Here is a 21336-nt window from a genome sequence, read left to right on the forward strand (position 1 = left end):
CTGTTTGTATTCAGATAGTACCACGTATTCCCTATTTTCTGCCAGCCTGTGAGCGCTCCTCCGTCTGTCCTGTGATAGGACCATCTTCCTCCGATATATGCCCACCCGGTTTTCATGTAGCCGTCTGCATCAAAGGCATAATAATATGTGCCTATTTTAATGCGGCAGTCCGCGGGCCAGGTTCCGTCACTGTAACGGTACCACCAGCCTCTGCTGTTTTGTTTCCAGGCTCCTTGATAAGTAACTGTCACTTTGCACACAGCCGTTATATTACCGTTTTCTGCTGTTACCGTAATGTTAGCCGTACCTTCTTCTCCTGCTGTGACCTTTCCATTTTTATCTACAGCTGCCACTTTGGGATTAGAGGAACTCCAAACCACATTTTTGTTGAATACAGTCTCAGGAAAAATCTCAGCCTTTAATGTCACAGACCCCTTCTTATTCAGAACAACACTCGTCCGATCCAGAACAATCTTTTGTATAGTTTCTTCCTGACTCATTTGCTCATCCGTCTTAATGGCATCTATTACTTCTTTGGCAGCTTTTACAGCAGCATGCACACCGGTTATCTCCGATGCTTTATCAATAGCCTGGTTTCCCGCCTCAATTGCTTTTGCCAATTCTTCTCTCTGGGCCTCCCTGTAGTCGGACGGATTTTTATAAGAAGATAATTCCTCCCTGGCTTTTTCTTTTGCAGCAATCAGTTCTTCCTGGGTTAACTGTTTATCTGTTTTGATTGCATCTATATTTTGTTTCGCAATCTCTAGAACGCTTGCAACCTCTGTCTTGCTCTCTGCCAAATCAATGGCATTTTCTCCATTAGAGATAGCCTTGCTCAGTTCCTTTTTCTGTTCTTCCCTGTAATCTTCAGACTTTTTATAGCTTCTCAGTTCATTCTTTGCCTCATCCTTCGCGGCATCTAACTCTTCTTTTGACAGCTGGGCATTCGTTTTCACAGCATCCATTTTGTCCTTGACAGCATCAGTAATTGTTTTTACATCAGATATCGTATCCGCATTTTCTATCATCTGCTTTCCATTTTCCAGAATCTCATTTAGTTCTTCTCTCTGAGCAGATCTGTAGTCATCCGGATTTTTATAATTTTCCAGCTGAGTTTTGGCACTGGACTTAGCCTCAGCCAACTCCCTGTCATTCATCTGCTGAGCTGTCTCTATCTGGTCTATCGCCTTCATAGCATTTTTAAGAGCTGTATCAACCCCCAATGCGTCCTCAGCCGCATCTATAGCAGCTTCCCCTGCCTCTATGGCCTCTTTTAGCTCCTTCTGCTGGGCAGTACGATAATCTTCTGGATCTTTGTAACTGCTTAATGATTGTTTTGCCTCTTTTTTGACTGTGTCTAATGTGAGTTCCTCTTCCAGCCTTTTTATCTTTTCTTCCGCGCTTACCAGCTTCTGAAGGATTGTATTATCTACACGATTCTGCTGTTCCTGAATCATGGAGTTATATAATGTTCTGGCAGCACTTACTGTCTCTTTATCTTCCAGGGTAAGTTCTTCTATTACCCACCCGCGAACTGTATCTGATAATCGGGCAACCGGAGTTTCATCCAGATTCCACTTGGCATAATATTTTTTATTCCCTGTACTTCCGGTGGTAATCTGCGTTACTTTCTGTCCCGCCAGATTCTCGTTGTCAAACCAGCCGTCAAATATATATCCTTTGCGGATGATCTGACTGCTGTCAGGAAGCAGGATATCGCTGTCACCAGAGGTATAAGATTCCGGTACATCATATCCCACCAGGCTTCCCCCGTTGGTTTGCAGATCAATGGTATAGCTTTCCGCATACTGCGCATAAAGCGTTATATTATGTTCAGGCATGGATAACACTTCTCCTGCCTTATAAGATGTACCGTCTCCATCCGGACTTGTATTCCAACTTGCAAACGCTTTTCCAGATGCATCTTTGCCGGCGGGCAGTGTAAGAGCTGCATAGGGAGATGCCCAATCCTGTTCTGTATCACTTTCACCATTTCCGTCATAGGTAATCTCATATTGCTGCGGCTCCATCCACTGATATTCACCACTGCACATATCCCGCATATCGTAAAGGGGCAGTTCTCCTTTTAGATAACGGTCATACGCAATCAATCCATACAATGCCTGATCTGTTGCCATTCCGTTCACTGCCGTTCCGGAGCCGCCTCCGCCGTCATACCCCTCTGTTACATGTTTAAATCCCCCCACTTCCGGTGAAGTTCCACTGCCGTAAGCCCAAAATGTCAGAAGATAATCTATCATATTATCTGTGTACACTCCGTCATGTACTCCGCCCTCTTTCACAAAGCTTACCGTTCTGCCAATCCTCTCCAGATACAGATTGTCCTCCAGGGGGTTTATATCCAGAGCCGTAAGGGCCACAATGATCTGTACGGCAGATTCTGAGTTTACAGTCCCCCAGGAGGCAAAACCGCCATGTGCAAGCTGCATATCTGCCATCGCAGCAATCCCTCGCTCTACTGCAGTGCAGAATTCCTCATAATCAGTCCCTGCCCCTGTCTGTTCATATAACCCGCTGTCCAGATAATATGGAGCTAAAGCCTGTAACGACATACCTGTCATATCGGGATCCGGAGTCTTGCCACTCAGCGCCCAGCCCCCCTTTACTCCTGCATTGGTGGTGATTTCCTGTCTCAGTATTTCATCAATCATCTTCCCCTTGGTATTATAATCTTCAGGTGTACCCTCTGAAGGAGAATCATATAAAGAATAGTCCCCGGTATTCAGAGCAATGAGCTCCCACACGGGACCGTTTAGTCCCTGCCAAACCGCATACTTATAAGACTGGGAAAGCTTATCGATAAAATCATACCCGGCCACATTGGACACGTTATAGCCAAGTGCAGTCAAGGAAAGAAATACACGACTGTATTCCGTACTTTTTTTATCATGCAGGATTCCTTCACAATCAACAGTATATGTCTCCACTTTCTCAATATACTGATCGAAATACCCCTCTGGTATGTAATTCATATAATCGCTTCCTGTGTACATCCCTCTCAGCAGATCCATAACAGACCATTCTCCTCCGGAAGTTCCAAACGTGGGTTCCGGCACTGTCTCAAGAATATACCGGGCTGCAGCATTCAAATAGAATCCTATGTCCGGGGATTCATCTTCCCAAAACCGAATATCCATCTCTTTGGGCGCATCTCCTTTGGAATCCCACGCCTCAGCAGATATGTTGGCCGGAAAGCTGCCGAATAAAAGCATAACTACTAATATCCAGGCGCAAAAACGTCTTCCATGTCTTTGATTCTTCATTCTTTTTCTCGTCCTCCTTTTCTTTTATGCATAAAAAGAAAAGCTCTGTCTTTACTAACAGATGCTTTTTTCACGCAGTATGCCAGATATCCTGACTTGAGTTCTTCCTACCAGCAGCACCTTCCCGGATAGTTCCAGTGGTTTTACGCTGCTTTCGTCCCTCACACAGTAGAGAAAGGCTGTTCCGGATTCTCACCGGATTCCCTGTAAACTGACTCATTGCTGAGCACAGACCATACCGTTTATTCTTTTTACTTTACTGCCTAATTATACCATATTGGTTAAAAACATTCCACATTTCATTGTACTTCTTTTTTAAATTTTATTCTCTTTTAATATTTCTGAAATGGATAAGCCTCATAAAAAGCCAGAGCTTGTTCCGGGGAACATCCCAGGCTTAAATCTAACTGTGCTTCCATGGTTCCATCCCATATATCAGTTACAAGCCCATACGTCCCGCCCTCCTTCTCCCCCGTAAACAGATAATATTTGCACGCATCCTTCTCTTCAGAGGAAGTACTGGGATATATCCCTATTTTCTCCAGATTGCCCGCTCCCATTGCTCCTGTATATATTACTTTATAATAGCCCTGATTCTGAAGATCCGACTTTGTTTCTTCTACTGTAGATACGTCTGTGAGTATCAAATAAATCCCTGCCGTAAGTATAATTCCCGCATAACACAAGCTTACCAGAAATGAGAGCTTAACAGCCATGAAGAAACGCAGATACTTTTTCCCTGCTGCATATATACCAACAGAACATACAAACGGTATGGCAAAGTATCCTTTCATATCATGAGGATTTGTAATCATATTCCTCGCCCAGCTCACCGTCCATAACATAATCACTATAGCGCTAATAATGGAAAATATTTTAAGTTCTGGTATCTCCGCTCCTTCTGCCGTAAGCTTTTCCTGCGCTCTTTTTTCTTTTGTATAGAAGAAGCCATATACAGGAGGTATGGCTGCAATCCACACCAGACCGGTTTCAACAGCTCCTCCGAGCCTAAAATTAGTGATATAAAACAAAAGTAGTACTGTTATCACATATATAATAAATGCTGTTATTGTGCCCTTTTTTTCTTTCACCTTCATGTCCTTAAATACTTGTTTCTGCCCAAAAGCAAAACATTTTCCTTTCCATCTATTTTCAGATAGTATCACCTTCTGCCAGCCACTTTTGGGGAATCCGGCAATACCATATGTCTTCATTGGGCTCAAATGGTACAGGATGTCCTTTCTCTTTATGGTAAAATCCTTTGCGAAACCCTTTTTCTATAATTCTACCATAAGGCCGGCTAAAATGTCTTAGATTATTTACACATATATTTTTTGTATGACTTTTTTTGTTTTTATCCGTATATCTATTTAAGAAAAAGAGAGGTCGCCCTCTCTTTTTCATGTTAGCTGTCTGTCTATCTTGTCTTCGTCCATACTCCTGACTTGTTTACATAGTACCTGCCTACCCACGAATCAGAAGCCATTTTCCCGCTTTTCTGAAGATAATACCACTTACCGGACAGTTGGAGCCAGCCGATGGCCATTGCCCCGCTCTCTCTCAGATAGTACCAGGTTCCCCCTATTTTCTGCCAGCCGGTTAGCATCGCTCCGCTTCCATTGCTGTAATACCAGGTACTTCCAACCTTATACCAGCCAGTCTGCATCGCTCCGCTTCCGTTCAGATAGTACCATTTACCCGACAGCTGGATCCAGCCAGTGGCCATTGCCCCGCTCTCTCTCAGATAGTACCAGGTTCCTCCTATTTTCTGCCAGCCGGTCAGCATGGCTCCGCTTCCATTGCTGTAATACCAAGTACTTCCCACCTTATACCAGCCAGTCTGCATCTGGCCGCTTCCATTCAGGTAGTACCAGGTATTTCCCTGCTTCAGCCATCCGGCAGACATCAGGCTGTCATTCTTCAGATAATACCACTTGCCGTCAATTTTCTGCCAGCCGATAAGCGCAGAACCCTCTGCCGTATGGTAAGACCATCTTCCACCCAGAGATACCCATCCGGTCTTCATATATCCCGCCGCATCAAAGGCATAATATCCTTTTCCTATCTTCATCCGGCAGTTGGAGAGCCATGAACCGTCATTATACCCATACCACCAGCCTTTTCCGTCCTTTTTCCAGGTTCCGCCAAAGTTAACTGTCACTTTACACTCTGCCGTTTTTCCACCGTCATTGGAAGTAACCGAAATCGCAGCAGTTCCCTCTTTGCCGGAAGTAACCATACCAGTTTGATCTACGGAAGCTACCGCAGGGTTAGAAGAACTCCAGCTTACCTTTTTATCCAAAGCTGTATCCGGAGTTATTACTGCTTTCAGCCGGACACTTCCTCCCTTTCCTAAGGAAAGGTTTGTATGATTCAAGGCTACTTCACTTACAAGCTCTTCTGGTTTCAGAGAATTAATATAATAGATAACCGGTTCTTTCTCCTCTTCCTGCACAATTACCCGAATAATTCCTTCCCGGGGCATGGTTTCAAAAGTTCTGCTTTTTCCCCTCTGATTATTGATGTAGACATTGGCAGCGTCCGGAGCATCCACAGCGACGGTTACTTTCCCATCGTCTGCTTTTACCTTATAGGTGTCCACTCCCTCCTGCATTGCTAAGGTCTCTCCGTTTACCGTAATACTAGCAGGTGCATTCGTCTTTCCTACTTCTTTGTCTTCTTGTGCAGCGGTGACTATTGAATTAACCTCTGTAGATTTTTCACCGATTGCACCTCCGTCCACATGAGATGCCGTCTGAATTTTGACGTACCGGATACGGTCCAGATGAACTGGATTTCCTTCTCCATCTACAGCCCAGTCCAAATCAAAGCCATCGCCGTAACCTTCCCGGTCTGTGCCGTAGGGATTTCCTGCCTCTCCCGTAACCGTAACGTTTTCACCTGTTCCTCCAACGGATTTAGAGTTCGTATGTACATCCGCGTATCCGAAATCAGGAAATGCTGCAGCCGCTGTGCCATAATCGTCTTTGGCATCGCTTTTCAGAAGTGCGCCCGTAACTGTTACAGGCTTGTCAGCGTCAAATTCCGCGTTAGGATAATATTCATTTTTGGGAGGATGCATTCCCAAACCCATTGTCCCTGTATTTCCGTACATATCCGTCCAATCGATTTTATTGTTTTTACCGTTAGATTCACCTTTGCTGTATGTGAGCTGATAATTCCATACTGTATTGTCGTCAAAATAATCCGATCCGGCCAGCATGTACCAGTTTTCTCCATCCTCCGAAACCATCACATTACCCGGCTCTGAAAAGCCTCCTCCCCCATTGGAGTTGCCGTAGACAATAAAATCTATTCCGTAGGGATTGGCCGGATCGTTTTTCACAGGATTTGCGAATTTATATGTTATATATCCCCCGAATCCTCCCAGAGAGATAGGGGTATTCCAGCTGGCCCCTCCCATCAGCGAACGCTCCGGGAATAAACCATAATTGCCCATATTCGTATACTGAGAGCCTATGCAGAAATAGTCTACCACTTCCAGATCTGTGCGAAGATTTTTCCTAACAACATTCAGTCTGTAGCTGGCGGTCTGATCCCCTGCTTTCATCTGAAAGTTTACCGACTGTCCGCCTAAGCCCATAAGCCATTGAGGAAGGTAAATATCGCCGTCAGCTGCTGAGGTCACATCTATGCTCATCTTATAGATTCCTTCACTGTCCGGAACCATTTTATTTCCTTCGCTGTCATAGACCTCCACATCTTCCTCCGATACCCGGAAAGTAAATTCAAATGTATCCGTACCTAAAGGCAGATGAACATACGCAAATCTTGCCCCCTTATTGTCGTTCATACGTCTCTCAAACAGAGGAGTCCAGAAGATTCCTGTACTCAGTTTGGGATCTTTGATTAATTTTGCGGTCAAATCAACATAATCAGGAATTCTTACTTTAAGTACTTCACTGATTCCAGCCTCATTTTTCACAGTCAGAAACAGCTCTGCCGCCCCTTCTGCGAGTTCTTTCACAGTAAAAGAATTTACCCCTTCCACCGCTGCCGTCCCATCGCCGCTGGTATCAATCTCCGGCGCCGGGCTGCCTTCCTCGGTTACCTGATAATAATAGGTTCCTTCCGTATCAGAGGTAAAGCTTATCTCGGCTTCTGTGCTGCTGATTCTCTTTGCACTGCCATCGCTTACAGAGGCTGGAGTCATTTTTGTCCCTTTTACGGTTACATCAACAGATACTGGCTGTCTGTATAACTTCTGCAGATCTTCAGATTCCGGATACTTCTCCGCATATTTTTCATATTTTATGCTGGATAAAACAGAGGAAATTGTTACGGAAGTGTTATTTTCCGGTCTTGTCACCAGTAGATTCTCATGGGTGATCACTGATGTATTGCTGGACTTAAAGGTCCGGTAGCCACTGGTTCCCATCTGATCATCCGGATTAATGTCCACCGGCTGAATGCCCTTCCCCGTATCATCGTTAATATGATAGGACCACTGCAATGCTGTTTGATCCTCGTTCCAGCTAACCTCACGGAATCCATGAAGGCTCTCAGTTACCTTATCTTTGGAAAGATTCCTCCCGTCATTAATTCCTTCAAAGTAGGATGCTTTTGCCTTTTCCATAAGAGTGATTTCACTGTCTATATCTTCCTGGGATAAGGGCTGTATTTTCAGTGGAATTTCCTTATAGACACTAATTCCATCTTTCGTATAAGTAATCACCAGATTTACCTCTGAGGCAGGACTGCCCGGCAGCGGCTGATAGACATATGTGCGGTATCCGTTGATGGTCATTACATCGGTATTGCTGCTGGTTACTTTTATTTCTTTATTACTGTCAAAACCGATTTGGCTTGGAACCGGCAGCTTCATATCCCCGGTGACAGCGTCACAGTCCAAAGGTTCTTTCGTAATAAAATCTTTTAACTGTTCTGCTGTATAAGATGTATCCAGCTTTTGCTGCATCTGCGCCCGCTGTTCTTCCTCATCCCCTCCGGTTTTCTTTACAGCAACCTGAAATTTTTTCGTCAGGATGATATCCTCTTCATAGGTACTGTTGGTCTTCGTAAATGTAAACGCAGCGGTCAGCGTCACCTGGGTATCCGAAGACGGAATGATAACTTTCCCTGTATAATTATTATAATCCCAGTCGTATCCATTCTTTACAATCTCAATAATTTCTGGATTAGAGGAAGTCCAGGTGATCTGTGTCAGACTGTTTCGGTAACTACCTCCCAGTATCTGGGGCAAATCAAGATCGGATGTCACTTCCTGCAGATTAACGTTTTCGCCCTTTATAGAATCCTCTGTTACTTTAGGCAGTTCTTCCTGTTCAAGCTTATCTTTAACAGCCTGTCCATCCCAGCCGATCAAAGCTCTGTTAGTAATATCCTTTTCTGTGTCATTTAAGACCAGGTGATAGACAACATCCACATTTACCTGATAAACAGAAGAAAATCCGGCGTTTGCATAGTCATCAAAATTATAATAGGTAATCGCACCATCTGCCGCAACATGAGAATCTGAAGAAGATAAAATGGATACCTGAACATTTTCTGTTCCTTCTATATTCATAGATTTTATCTTCTCTTCCATCATTGTAACCATATTACTGTCCGTTCCATACGTAGGACGTAGGTTATATAATTTGGATTCAATCTGCTCTAACAGATCCGCATCTGTGACTGACTTATCCTTTATATGAAGCGTCACCGTATAGGTCTGGGAAGAATCAACAGAACCGTCATTAGCTGTAAAAGTCAGAGTGGAAGTTCCTGCCTTGTCAGGCTGATAACTATAAGATGCCTCTGCTTCCACGGGGGCATTGCCGTTTATACTCACTTTATAGTTTAATTCATCCTGATCCTCGTCAGTAAAAATAGTAGAAAGCTCCGCAGTATAGGCCTGTCCCAGATCCAGATTAGCTTCTGCTTTGGGGGCTACTCCCTCTTGAAGCTTAGGCGGATGATTCACTTCCCCGGTCTGTACTGTGATGCTATACACCTCTGCCGGGGTTTGAGCCCCGTCTCCTCCGGCCTGGTTATTCATAGACGGCCAGGCAGGATCTCCGCATTTGACAGTTATCACTGTTCCATTTTCTACCGGTATATCCTGAGTTCTTTTGTACTCTGTCCCATCTACACTGGATCTAACCTGAAAATTCTTATTGACAGCCGTAGGAGTCACTGTAACACTTTTCGTTCCCTCAGGGACCGTAAGAGTATACTCTTTCACGTCCCCCGAAAATGCCGGTTCCAGTTCTCCCTCACTGCATTCTAACGCGCTCAGTGTTTTATTGTTATTGCTCCAGGAACTTCCAACGTCCTCGCCGTAATTCAGTGTATAAAGGATAGATACGGTATCCCCGTCCCCCAGTCCTCCGCTTTCCACTGTAAAGTCTCCAAACCCGGCATTAGTAAACCAGTCGTTGATGGTTCCCATCCAGCCGCTTCCGCTTCCCCGGTCAAAAGCGGCCAGACCCCCTATGGATGATATGTAATTGCTCTCTGCCCCCACTACTTCCATACCGTTGGCCTCGGCCAATCTTACAATCACATCCATAGTGCTGTCTGTCTGATAGAGGTCTACCCATCCTTCTGCCATAACACCTCTGGGATCCGGATAGGTTTCTCCTGCCGGTGTAGGCACTGTGTCCTCAATACTTACATAAACTTCTCCAATTGGCACGCTGCTGTCTGCAGCTGCCGGTACAGGGATGGAGGTGATACATAGTATAACAGCAGTCAACATCCCCAAAACTCTTCTCATTTTTTTCATTTTGACTTCCCTCCTTGTTTTATTTAATCTGGCATTTCTTTCTTTTTGATTTCTTTCTTTTTGTCAACCACCTCCCACATATTTCCCGGTTCTTTTTTTCGCCAAACTAGAAAAGGGCCTTCCGCCTTGTAAGCAGAAGAACCCTTTATTCTCTCTGATTTTGTGCACGAAAAAAAGCATACTTCCTTCACCCGGAACTATTGCTCTCTTCCTGAATATGGCAGGTATCCTGACTCCGCTTCCTCCTCAAAGACCCCTTCCCGGAATTCTTCCAGTGGTATTGGCCCTCTTGTCCGCATTACAGTAGTGGTGACTGTTCCGGAATTTCACCGGATTCCCTTTTGCTGATTACAGCTAAACTAACTGCCATCAGACCATATCAGTATTATCCTTGTTCATATAAAATATATCATAAAAACATTATTTTCGCAATCATAACATTGTAAACCACTCACCTCTATATCCTACTCAGGAATATAGGTAACTCCCTTTGCCTCTGAAAAAGATTCCCCGTCACTGCTGTACCAATTAATTCTTATCACATTATCCCCTGGTTTCAGAAGTACGTGATAACTTCCGTCCTCGCTGCATGATAGTAGTTCGTTGTTTAGATACACTACAGATGGAACAGGTTCAAATGTATCCACATTCCTCACGATATAAGTGAAAACATATTCGGGATCCGTTACCGTTCCTTCTCCCATAGGAGAATAGAATACAGCCTCGGCTTCCGGCATAATCCAACACAAAATCAAAACTTCCCTCTCCTCAATCACTTTGCCGTCCCAGAGCATACGAATTTTGATTACATTATCACCATCCGTCATCTTAGCTATGTAGGTCTTCCCATCTGCTTCAGTCGCCAAAAGTTTGTCCCTGAGATATACTTCTACTGTGTATTCTCTGTCATTTCTTACACCGTATGCATAGAATTCATACTTTTCTCTGGTATAAAGCCCGACCTCCGGTTCTGCCAGATTTGTCACCAGCTCCATAGGAGAGATAATTGTGGGAACATTGTAGGTTTTACTTACAGATAGTATCTCTCCGTCCGAGGATTTATAACTCACCTTTATCAATATATCATTTGACTGGTTAGGCAGAAGATCAACTGTCCACATAGAATCTTCGCACACACCTGTCTCTCTTCCGTTTACGTAAACCTTACATTCTGTAACCACGATGCCTTTGGGATAAGAAATCTGAAATGAATATTTGGTATCATATACAGAAATACCATCTCGAATACTCGTATCGAAGATAAAGGAACTTGAAGGATCCGTCTTTGTATTGGACTCATTCGTATCAGCAGGCAGAATCTCTGAATTTTCAGTTTCAGCCTCCGAACCTGATAAATCTGGAAATGCCGGTGTACCCGCAGATATTTCGGATATAGAGACAGAGATACTCTCTTCTGTAATTGTTTCTGATTTACTAATAAAGTTATTCTTATCTGTCTCCAAATAAGAGGCTGGTTCAGTTACCCCTCCAGGTTTTTCAGTGGACAGTAGGCCGGGCATTCCAAGTCCTGCATATCCGCAGACGGACAATGCGGGGATTTCCGGATCGTGAATTTCATCTCCTATAGTGTTGTCCTCTTGTGCAGTTTTGTTGTCCACATAGTCCAAAGTTGCAGTTTTGGATATAATCATTGACAGTAAAAGTATGAAAATAAAAATTATTGCACTGAGGCCCACAGCTATCTTAGTATGCTCTATACTTCTGCAATAAATCCTGTATCTTATCAAGCTGGCATCTGCACTTATATTATGTAACATCTCCTGCTTTCCTTCTCCATTTCTGTCTTTTTTCATTTTACAAGCGTAACACAACTGACGTCAAATGTCATCTGAAATATCACCCGACAAAAAGAAAAAAAGCGCCACTCCCAAGAGCGACGCTTTTGTTATCTATTCCTGATAATTAGTTCTCCCCACCGTACAATGTGATTAACTTATTCAGGTATTCATATCTTTCTTTCGCGAACTTCTCAGACTGTTCAAACAGTACTGCAGCCTTTTCAGGATTAGAACGCTTCAGAGAATTGTAGCGAACCTCACCATCCAGGAATTCCTGATAGCTTTCTGTAGGTGCTTTACTGTCTAAGGAGAATGCAGGTTTTCCTTCTGCCTTTAATTCAGGATTGAAGCGGAAGCAATGCCAGTATCCTGACTTAACAGCCAGTTCTTCTTCTGTCTGAGCTTTGCTCATGCCCTTCTTAATACCATGGTTGATACATGGAGCATAAGCAATGATCAAAGATGGTCCGGGATATGCCTCAGCCTCTGCAATCGCTTTTACCGTCTGATTATAATCAGCGCCCATAGCAATCTGAGCAACATATACATAGCCGTAACTCATGGCAATACTAGCGAGATCTTTCTTCTTCACCTCTTTACCGCCTGCTGCAAACTGTGCCACAGCTCCTGTCGGTGTGGATTTTGAAGACTGTCCACCGGTATTGGAGTAAACTTCTGTGTCGAATACCATAATGTTGATATCCTGTCCGCTTGCCAGTACATGGTCAACACCGCCAAATCCAATGTCATAAGCCCATCCGTCTCCACCGAAAATCCACTGGGATTTTTTAGCTAAGAAATCTTTCTGTTTTAAGATCTCCTGGCCTTTTTCGCATCCGCATGCTTCCAGTGCGGCAATCAGTTTGTCCGTAGCAGTTCCGTTGGTAGCACCGCAATTGTAGCTGTCTAACCAAGCCTGTCCTGCTGCTTTTACTTCTTCGTTTGTTCCGTTGGCAACCACATCTTCCACTTTTGCTTTCAGACCGTTTCTCACAGCCTTCTGAGCCAATAACATACCGTATCCAAACTCTGCGTTGTCTTCAAACAGAGAGTTGCACCATGCAGGACCCTGGCCCTTAGCATTTACAGTATATGGTGTGGATGGTGAAGAGTTACCCCAGATGGAGGAGCATCCGGTTGCATTCGCAATATACATTCTGTCACCGAATAATTGTGTGATCAGTTTGGCATAAGGAGTCTCCCCACAGCCTGCACAAGCGCCTGAGAACTCAAGCAATGGCTGTTTGAACTGACTTCCCTTTACTGTATTTTCTTTAAATTTAGCGACAACATCTTCTTTTACAGGAAGTGTTCTGGTGTAATCGAAGTATACCTGCTCTCCTGCGTTGGCTTCCATGTTTTCCATAGCAAGCGCTTTTGCACCCTTCTTGCCCGGGCAAACATTTGCACAGGATCCACATCCGGTACAGTCATAGGCTGAAATTGAGATGGCGAATTTGTAATCAGCCATACCTGTCATTGGCAATGTCTTCATTCCCTCCGGTGCGTTAGCAGCCTCTTCTTCTGTTAAAGCGATTGGACGGATAACAGCGTGAGGACATACATAAGCACAGCGGTTACACTGAATACAGTTGTCTGGGTTCCATACAGGAATATCTACTGCGATACCACGTTTCTCGTAAGCAGATGAGCCGGATGGTGTACTGCCGTCTACATAATCGGTAAATGCAGATACAGGCAGGGAGTTACCTTCCTGAGCGTTAACCTTGCTCTGAATATTATTAACGAAATCTACAACGTCTTTTCTGCCGCCTTCTGCATGTGTCATTGCCAGACCTTCGTCAGCAGCGCTCTTCCAGGATTCCGGTACCTGAATCTCTACGACCTGTTTTGCACCGGCGTCAATGGCGTCATAGTTCATCTGAACAATCTTATCGCCTTTTCTTCCGTAAGTAGCCTTAGCGGCTGCTTTCATCAGATCAATAGCCTGATCCTCAGGAATGATATTGGCCAGTTTGAAGAATGCAGACTGAAGAACCGTATTGATACGTCCGCCAAGTCCGATTTCTTTACCAATCTTAATACCATCGATGATATAGAACTTAATTCCGTGATTTGCGATAAAGCTCTTTACCTGTCCTGGCAGATGTTTCTCAAGGCCTTCCATATCCCATGGGCAGTTTAATAAGAAGGTACCACCGTCTACTAATTCCTGAACCATGTTGTATTTATTCACATAAGAAGGATTGTGGCAGGCAACAAAGTTTGCTTTGTGGATCAAATAAGTAGATTTGATTGCTTTTTTACCAAAACGTAAGTGAGACATTGTCACACCGCCGGATTTTTTGGAATCGTAATCAAAGTATGCCTGTGCATACATATCTGTGTTATCACCGATAATCTTGATGGAGTTCTTGTTGGCACCTACCGTACCATCTGCGCCCAGACCCCAGAACTTACAGTTAATGGTTCCTTCCGGAGTTGTAACAAGGGGAGCGCCTGTCTCAAGAGACAGATTCGTAACATCATCAACGATACCGATAGTAAATTTCTTCTTTTCTGTATTTTTATATACAGCTACGATCTGAGCAGGTGTTGTGTCTTTGGAGCCTAAGCCGTAACGTCCGGAGAAAATAGGCACTGCATCGAATTTGGTATTCTTTAAAGCTGCAACTACATCTAAGTACAATGGCTCGCCAAGAGAACCTGGCTCTTTTGTTCTGTCTAATACGGAAATCTGTTTTACTGTGTCAGGAATTGCATTGATTAATGCCTCTGCACAGAATGGTCTGTAAAGACGAACTTTTACAACACCAACTTTTTCGCCTGCCGCTGTTAAGTAGTCAATAGTTTCTTCGATTGCATCACAGGCGGAACCCATAGCAATGATTACGTGCTCTGCGTCCTCTGCACCGTAATAGTTAAATAATTTATAGTCTGTACCGATTTTGGCATTCACTTTGTCCATGTATTCCTGTACAATTGCAGGTAATGCATTGTAATATGGGTTACATGCTTCCCTTGCCTGGAAGAAGATATCTGGGTTCTGAGCGGAACCTCTCTGGCATGGGTGATTTGGATTCAGCGCATGAGTTCTGAACGCGTCTACTGCATCCATATCTACCAATTCTTTTAAATCTTCGTAATCCCATGTCTCGATCTTCTGGATCTCATGAGAAGTACGGAATCCGTCGAAGAAGTTGATGAACGGAACTTTTCCTTTGATTGCAGCACAGTGCGCAACCGGCGTCAAGTCCATAACTTCCTGTACACTGGATTCACAAAGCATCGCGCAGCCCGTCTGACGGCACGCATATACGTCGGAATGATCTCCGAAGATGGATAACGCATGGCTTGCTAAAGCACGGGCAGATACGTTGAATACACCCGGAAGCTGCTCGCCGGCGATTTTATATAAGTTAGGAATCATAAGTAGCAGACCCTGAGATGCTGTATAAGTAGTTGTGAGAGCACCTGCTGCCAGAGAGCCGTGTACAGTACCTGCCGCACCTGCTTCAGACTGCATCTCTGTTACCTGTACTTCCTGTCCGAAAATGTTCTTTCTTCCCTGTGTAGCCCATTCATCTGTAGCTTCTGCCATCACAGATGATGGTGTGATAGGATAGATAGCGGCCACGTCTGTAAATGCATAGGATGCATGTGCAGCAGCATGGTTACCATCCATAGTTTTCATCTTTCTTGCCATTTGTTCTTTTCCTCCTTGAAAATTGTTCTGAACAATGTTCTTTTGGACCTGCAGATGCAGGTTTCCCGTTTGCATACTTCTACCCGAAGTCTAATCCACATTATAGCACGTTCCCATAGGAATGTCCAACCCCTCAATACTGGAAACATCAATGTTTTTTGAAAAAAACAATCTAGCTTTCCAGGATTTCGGCCATAGATTTGGAGCTAAGTTCGTCCATCATCAGCTGCTGAATCCTGCATAATTCTTTGTGGACCTGGCAATGCGCATGCACGGTGTCACGGGGACAGGGTTTATTGGGATCCAGGCATTCAATCATATAGAATGCGTCATCTACAGCCAAATAGAGATCCAGAAGTGTAATTTCTGCCGGAGATTTAGACAGGGCGTAGCCTCCGTTGCTGCCTCTGAAGCTTTGTACGATCCCCGCCTTTTCCAGTTTCTTAAGTATCTTATATACAAAGGCAGGGGTCAGCTCCTCCTTTCCGCAAATATCGTTCACGCAGGAACGCCCTCCAGAAGATAACGCCCGTACAATGCGAACTGCATAATCGCATTCTCTGGTTATTAACATTATTTTCCCACCATTCCTTTCTTTTGCATATTATTTCTATTTTACTGATTTATCATCATTCGCTCTACAGATATCATAACAATTCTGGAGAAAATATACCACTAATTTTTTCAAAAAAGACAACTAAAATATAGGAAAATTCGTAGTATATGGTAAAAAATGGTATATTTATTGTACTTTTATGCCTACTTTCCGATCATATGGCTTCCTCTGCCTGGAATTCCCCGCCATGCGACCGAATCCTGTTTTACGGAATTTATTCTTTCTCTTGTCAGGAACCGCCTCTTTCAGTTCTCTGCCCTTTTCTTCCCTGACCTCTCTGGAGAGAAAAGCTGCCGCAATATCAAGTGAAGTAATATCTTCTGTCTGCAGTTCAGAGAGATATTTTTCAATAGTATCTGTATATTTCAAATGTTGTTCACTTTTTAATATCTTATTGATCTCCCTAAATACCCGATCTGTCTTAACATCTTCAATCTCTGAAAGTTTTGGAATCTTCATGTATTTGATCTTAGCTTTTGTATAACGCATAATTTCCCTTAGCTTATACATATCTCTCGGTCCCACAAACGTATAGGAAGTTCCCGTCTTGTTCGCCCGGCCGGTCCGACCGATTCTGTGGACATAGTACTCCAGATCCTCTGGTATATCATAATTAAACACAGCTTCTACATTATCCACATCAATTCCTCTGGCAGCAACATCTGTGGCGATGAGTATCTCGGCTTCCTGGCTCTTAAACTTTTTCATAACTCTGTCACGCTGGGCCTGGCGCATATCCCCGTGAAGACCTTCTGCGCCGTAGCCTCTGGCCACTAATTCTTCGCTCAACTGATCTACCATCCGCTTTGTATTGCAGAAAATAATAGACAGTTTATAATTATTGAGATCAATCAAACGGGCCAGTACCTCAATCTTGTTTTCTTTGCTCACTTCCAGATAATATTGCTGTATGGAAGGAACGGTTATTTCCTTTTTGGTCACCTGTATTTTTTCCGGATGGTTTAAATATGTCTTCGCAATACTCAATATTGCCGGGGACAGGGTTGCTGAAAAGAGTACGGTCTGACGTTCTTTGGGGACTTTCTTTAGGATCTCATCAATATCTTCCCTGAATCCCATGTTCAGCATCTCGTCGGCCTCATCCAGAACCAGGTTCGTCAGGTGCTCCAGTTTTATGGTATGCCGCCGCATATGATCCATCAGCCTTCCTGGCGTTGCAACTATAATTTGGGGTTTCTTTTTCAGTGCGGTAATCTGCCGCTCTATATTCTGTCCTCCGTAAATAGGTACAATTCTGATGGAATTTTTATATTTCGTAAGCTTATACAGTTCTTCTGTTGTCTGAATCACCAACTCTCTGGTAGGGCAGAGGATAAGCCCCCGTACCTCTTTCGCCTCCATATCGATGGTCTCAATGAGAGGAATCCCGAAAGCACAGGTCTTTCCCGTACCTGTAGGTGCCTGGGCGATGACATCTTTTCCCTCCAGAATTGGCACAATACTCTGACTCTGAATGGGGGTTGCCTCCTCGAAGCCCATGTGTCCGATTGCCCGTTTCAATTCTTTTGATATCTCTAAATCATTAAATAAAATATTTTCCATATAGGATTTTTCTCAACTTTCCTTTTTCTCTGCCTGTCTCAGCAGATTATTAATTTTGCTTAATACCCTGGCAAACTCCCTTGAGGTAAAACTGATATGGCTGTCTTTTCTTTTTGCCCATATCTCAAGTTCCCCGGCGTCATACCAGGCTACCGATTCTACCTCTTCTTTCTGCAGCACTAATTTCTCTGTAATCACCGGTTTCTGATACCAGAAAATAGTATCTCTTTCATAGTCTGTAAAAGCTTTCTCTCCCGAGGTTTCCAGCCAGTCATTACTCTGGCAGAACAAATATGTCAGATCACCCGGCTGTGCTAAAATTCCCAGCTCCTCTTTCATTTCTCTCACAGCTGTCTGCACGGCGCAGTCCCCCGCATCAATATGCCCTGCACAAGCAGTATCGTAATATCCCGGGTAAGACGCTTTTGACCTGCTTCTCTTCTGAATCAGAAATTCCAGATGCCCCTCTCTGATACGTGTCACATAAACTCTTATCACTCCGTGAAGAGCCCCCGCCATATGCGCCTCATACCGTTCCATTACAACTCCGGTTTTTGCACCGTCTTCCTGTAGTATTTCCAGTTTTTCCAATTTATTGCCTCCTATATCCATCCCAGGCTTTTGCTCAGGAAAATCCATCCTGTCAGCGTAACCGAACTTAGCAGCGTTGTAGCAGCCACTATGCTGGATGTCAGCACTCCGTCATTATCCATATTCTGAGCCATTATGTAACTGCTCACTGTGGTAGGGCCTGCCAACATAATCAATATAGCCATCATTTTCTCGTATCGGAATCCCATAGCAGCCGCCAGGGGTACAAATACCATAGGCAGAGCAATGAGCTTTATAAAGGCTCCTGCTATGGTTGGCTTAATTTTTGCCATAGCCTTCTTTCCCTCAAACCCTGCCCCCATGGCCAGGAGCGCAAGGGGCGTGGCAATAGCTGCAACGCTGTCCACCGTTTTATCCACTATGGCCGGGAACTTCAGCTTAGTCAGTGAAACTATCAGCCCAATGACAATTGCCAGTATAATGGGATTTTTCAGGATTTCTGTTAAGGAATCTTTTATTTTGCTGTTTTGACTGGAGGAGTCACCATTGCCCTCAAATGTGAGAATAATAACCGAAAAAATATTATACAGAGGGACGCAGCCAATAATCATTATGGGAGCCATCCCTGCATCACCATAAATATTTTGAATAAAGGCCACTCCCAAGACCGCAGCACTGCTCCTGAACGAAGCCTGTACCAGTGCACCTGTAATTGTTCTGTCCTTAACCAGTTTCTTTGCCAAAACCCATATCAGGACAATACTTACTACAGTGACCCCAGCACAGAATAAGACCATTTTGGTATCCCATTCCTCCTGAATAGAAGCTCTGGAGATATCTTTAAAAAGCAATACCGGGAGAGTTACTTTAAAGTTCAGACTGTTACAGACTTTTACAAATTCTGCTGTCAGCATTTTCTTCCTATATAATAGGTACCCCAGAACCATCACCAAAAAGACCGGAACCGTGGCATTCAGACTGAATATAAAGTTTTCCATGGTTTTTACACTTTCTTATTTTTTAAGCATTTGTAACGTATCTATTATAGACATGTTACTGGAATTAATCAATAACATTTTGAAAATTAGCTGGATTGAGGTAAAAATTATGGTTTTGTGTATGTGAAGTTCGGGTGAAATAGTCGGCGAGCGGAGTGTCGCAGACGGACGGATATAGGAGGGAGCACCGGGGAGACAGGGCCAGGCCGACGACGCGGGATTTATCTCACCGTCCCTCCGCCACCTTATACCTTTCGACTGGAAAGACTCAAACTTAGTACATTAAATCCCAAGTAAACAAATTTTCCAATAGGTCTTGCAAAATCATAATTTTACTGTACAATAGATAAAGACTATGTATAAAAATAGGAGCGTAACCAAATATATCCATATATTAATAAAAGCGAGGTTTTAACATGATTGCAGCAAACAATGTCACATTGCGTATCGGCAAAAAAGCCCTGTTTGAGGACGTAAATATTAAATTTACTGAGGGTAACTGTTATGGCTTAATCGGAGCCAACGGTGCCGGAAAGTCAACATTTTTAAAAATTTTGTCCGGACAGTTGGAAACAACAAAGGGTGAAATCAATATCACACCCGGTCAGCGTCTTTCCTTTTTGCAGCAGGATCACTTCAAATATGATGCGTATCCTGTTCTGGACACGGTTATTATGGGTAATGCCCGTCTGTACCAGATTATGAAGGAAAAAGAAGCCATTTACGCAAAAGAGGAGTTTACAGACGAAGACGGAATCCGCGCCAGTGAACTTGAGGGTGAATTTGCAGAGATGAACGGATGGGAGGCTGAGTCAGATGCCGCTATGCTGCTGAATGGTCTTGGCATTGATACTTCACTCCACTATTCTATAATGAAAGATCTGAACGGAAGTGAAAAGGTAAAAGTACTGTTAGCCCAGGCATTATTCGGGAATCCGGATATTCTTCTTCTGGACGAGCCTACCAACCATCTGGATTTGGATGCTATCAGCTGGCTGGAAGAATTTTTGATTAACTTTGAGAATACTGTAATTGTGGTATCCCATGACCGTTATTTTCTGAACAAAGTTTGCACTCACACTGCGGATATCGACTATGGTAAGATTCAGCTCTACGCAGGCAACTATGACTTCTGGTATGAATCCAGCCAGCTGCTGGTGAAGCAGATGAAAGAGGCGAACAAAAAGAAAGAGGAAAAGATCAAGGAACTCCAGGAGTTTATCTCCCGGTTCAGCGCCAACGCTTCAAAATCCAAGCAGGCAACCTCCAGAAAAAGAGCACTGGAAAAGATCCAGTTGGACGATATACGGCCGTCCAGCAGGAAATATCCGTATATCGACTTCCGCCCCAACCGCGAAATTGGCAATGAAGTGCTTATGGTTGAAGGATTGAGCAAGACCATAGACGGAGTAAAGGTGCTGGATAATCTGACCTTCACCCTTGGACATAATGATAAGGTTGCCTTTGTAGGCAGTAATGAACTGGCGAAGACCACCCTGTTTCAGATTCTTATGGGTGAGACGGAGCCCGACGAGGGAACCTATAAATGGGGTGTTACCACATCCCAGGCATATTTTCCAAAAGACAGTACTTTAGAATTTGATAACGATTTAACCATAACAGACTGGCTGACCCAGTATTCAGAAATCAAAGATGCGACCTATGTCCGCGGCTTCCTGGGGCGTATGCTATTTCCAGGGGAAGACGGCATAAAAAAGGTAAAAGTACTTTCCGGAGGGGAGAAAGTACGATGCCTCCTATCTAAAATGATGATCTCAGGTGCTAACGTATTACTTCTGGATGAGCCCACCAATCATTTAGACATGGAATCTATCACGGCATTAAACAATGGCCTGATCAAATTCCCCGGAGTACTCCTCTTCGCGTCCCACGATCATCAGTTTGTAGAAACAACTGCAAACCGTATTATGGAAATCGTTCCCGGCGGTGCCTTAATTGATAAGATTACAACCTACGATGAATATCTTGCCAGTGATGAAATGGCCAGAAAACGTCAGGTATATACCATGACGGAAGAAGATAATTAAGTTTTATTCATTGGGGACAGGGCAGAACCATTTTGGGACACCCCGATCTCAAAAGGGG

At 43.9% G+C, this 21336-nt stretch carries 10 protein-coding genes and 2 riboswitches; of the genes, 1 reads left to right on the forward strand and 9 read right to left on the reverse strand.

Annotation, left to right across the window (positions count from 1 at the left end):
* From BUA56_RS00250 to BUA56_RS00290, 9 genes are all read right to left on the reverse strand, one after another.
* A partial coding sequence (locus BUA56_RS00250; RefSeq protein ID WP_207650886.1) for an InlB B-repeat-containing protein occupies positions 1-3284 on the reverse strand: 3284 nt, incomplete at its 3' end.
* Positions 3285-3348: 64 nt separating this feature from the next.
* Positions 3349-3537, reverse strand: a riboswitch (cobalamin riboswitch).
* Positions 3538-3616: 79 nt separating this feature from the next.
* Positions 3617-4498, reverse strand: coding sequence for a hypothetical protein (locus tag BUA56_RS00255; RefSeq protein ID WP_072848127.1), 882 nt, complete (start codon positions 4496-4498; stop codon positions 3617-3619).
* 203 nt (positions 4499-4701) lie between these two features.
* Positions 4702-10035, reverse strand: a complete 5334-nt coding sequence (locus tag BUA56_RS00260; protein WP_072848129.1) for an Ig-like domain-containing protein — start codon at positions 10033-10035, stop codon at positions 4702-4704.
* Positions 10036-10237: 202 nt separating this feature from the next.
* Positions 10238-10428, reverse strand: a riboswitch (cobalamin riboswitch).
* A gap of 71 nt (positions 10429-10499) precedes the next feature.
* The gene (locus tag BUA56_RS00265) at positions 10500-11687 is read right to left on the reverse strand and encodes a hypothetical protein (protein ID WP_207650887.1); all 1188 of its coding nucleotides are present in this window, start codon (positions 11685-11687) and stop codon (positions 10500-10502) included.
* A 271-nt stretch (positions 11688-11958) separates the two neighbouring features.
* A complete protein-coding gene (nifJ, locus tag BUA56_RS00270) occupies positions 11959-15501 on the reverse strand; it encodes a pyruvate:ferredoxin (flavodoxin) oxidoreductase (protein ID WP_072848133.1) in 3543 nt (1180 codons plus the stop codon).
* 172 nt (positions 15502-15673) lie between these two features.
* Positions 15674-16075: an RrF2 family transcriptional regulator gene (locus tag BUA56_RS00275; RefSeq protein WP_072848135.1), complete on the reverse strand. Its 402-nt coding sequence runs from the start codon at positions 16073-16075 to the stop codon at positions 15674-15676.
* A 168-nt stretch (positions 16076-16243) separates the two neighbouring features.
* Positions 16244-17680 (reverse strand): DEAD/DEAH box helicase, encoded by a 1437-nt coding sequence (locus tag BUA56_RS00280; RefSeq protein WP_072848137.1) that lies wholly within the window; start codon positions 17678-17680, stop codon positions 16244-16246.
* 12 nt (positions 17681-17692) lie between these two features.
* Positions 17693-18271, reverse strand: coding sequence for an NUDIX hydrolase (locus BUA56_RS00285; RefSeq protein WP_072848139.1), 579 nt, complete (start codon positions 18269-18271; stop codon positions 17693-17695).
* 11 nt (positions 18272-18282) lie between these two features.
* Positions 18283-19230: an AEC family transporter gene (locus BUA56_RS00290; protein WP_072848141.1), complete on the reverse strand. Its 948-nt coding sequence runs from the start codon at positions 19228-19230 to the stop codon at positions 18283-18285.
* 416 nt (positions 19231-19646) lie between these two features.
* Between BUA56_RS00290 and BUA56_RS00295 the strand changes: the two genes are divergently transcribed.
* On the forward strand, positions 19647-21278 hold the full coding sequence (locus BUA56_RS00295) for an ABC-F family ATP-binding cassette domain-containing protein (RefSeq protein ID WP_072848143.1): 1632 nt from the start codon (positions 19647-19649) through the stop codon (positions 21276-21278).
* Positions 21279-21336 lie beyond the last annotated feature (58 nt).

It is taken from the genome of Lactonifactor longoviformis DSM 17459, assembly GCF_900129135.1.
GTDB classification, from domain to species: Bacteria; Bacillota; Clostridia; order Lachnospirales; family Lachnospiraceae; genus Lactonifactor; species Lactonifactor longoviformis.

Coding starts and splice junctions, on each gene's coding strand:
- BUA56_RS00255 (WP_072848127.1), bottom strand. CDS start 4,498: ATGAAGACATATGGTATTGCCGGATTCCCCAAAAGTGGCTGGCAGAAG.
- BUA56_RS00260 (WP_072848129.1), bottom strand. CDS start 10,035: ATGAAAAAAATGAGAAGAGTTTTGGGGATGTTGACTGCTGTTATACTA.
- BUA56_RS00265 (WP_207650887.1), bottom strand. CDS start 11,687: ATGATTATATCCAAAACTGCAACTTTGGACTATGTGGACAACAAAACT.
- nifJ (WP_072848133.1), bottom strand. CDS start 15,501: ATGGCAAGAAAGATGAAAACTATGGATGGTAACCATGCTGCTGCACAT.
- BUA56_RS00275 (WP_072848135.1), bottom strand. CDS start 16,075: ATGTTAATAACCAGAGAATGCGATTATGCAGTTCGCATTGTACGGGCG.
- BUA56_RS00280 (WP_072848137.1), bottom strand. CDS start 17,680: ATGGAAAATATTTTATTTAATGATTTAGAGATATCAAAAGAATTGAAA.
- BUA56_RS00290 (WP_072848141.1), bottom strand. CDS start 19,230: ATGGAAAACTTTATATTCAGTCTGAATGCCACGGTTCCGGTCTTTTTG.
- BUA56_RS00295 (WP_072848143.1), top strand. CDS start 19,647: ATGATTGCAGCAAACAATGTCACATTGCGTATCGGCAAAAAAGCCCTG.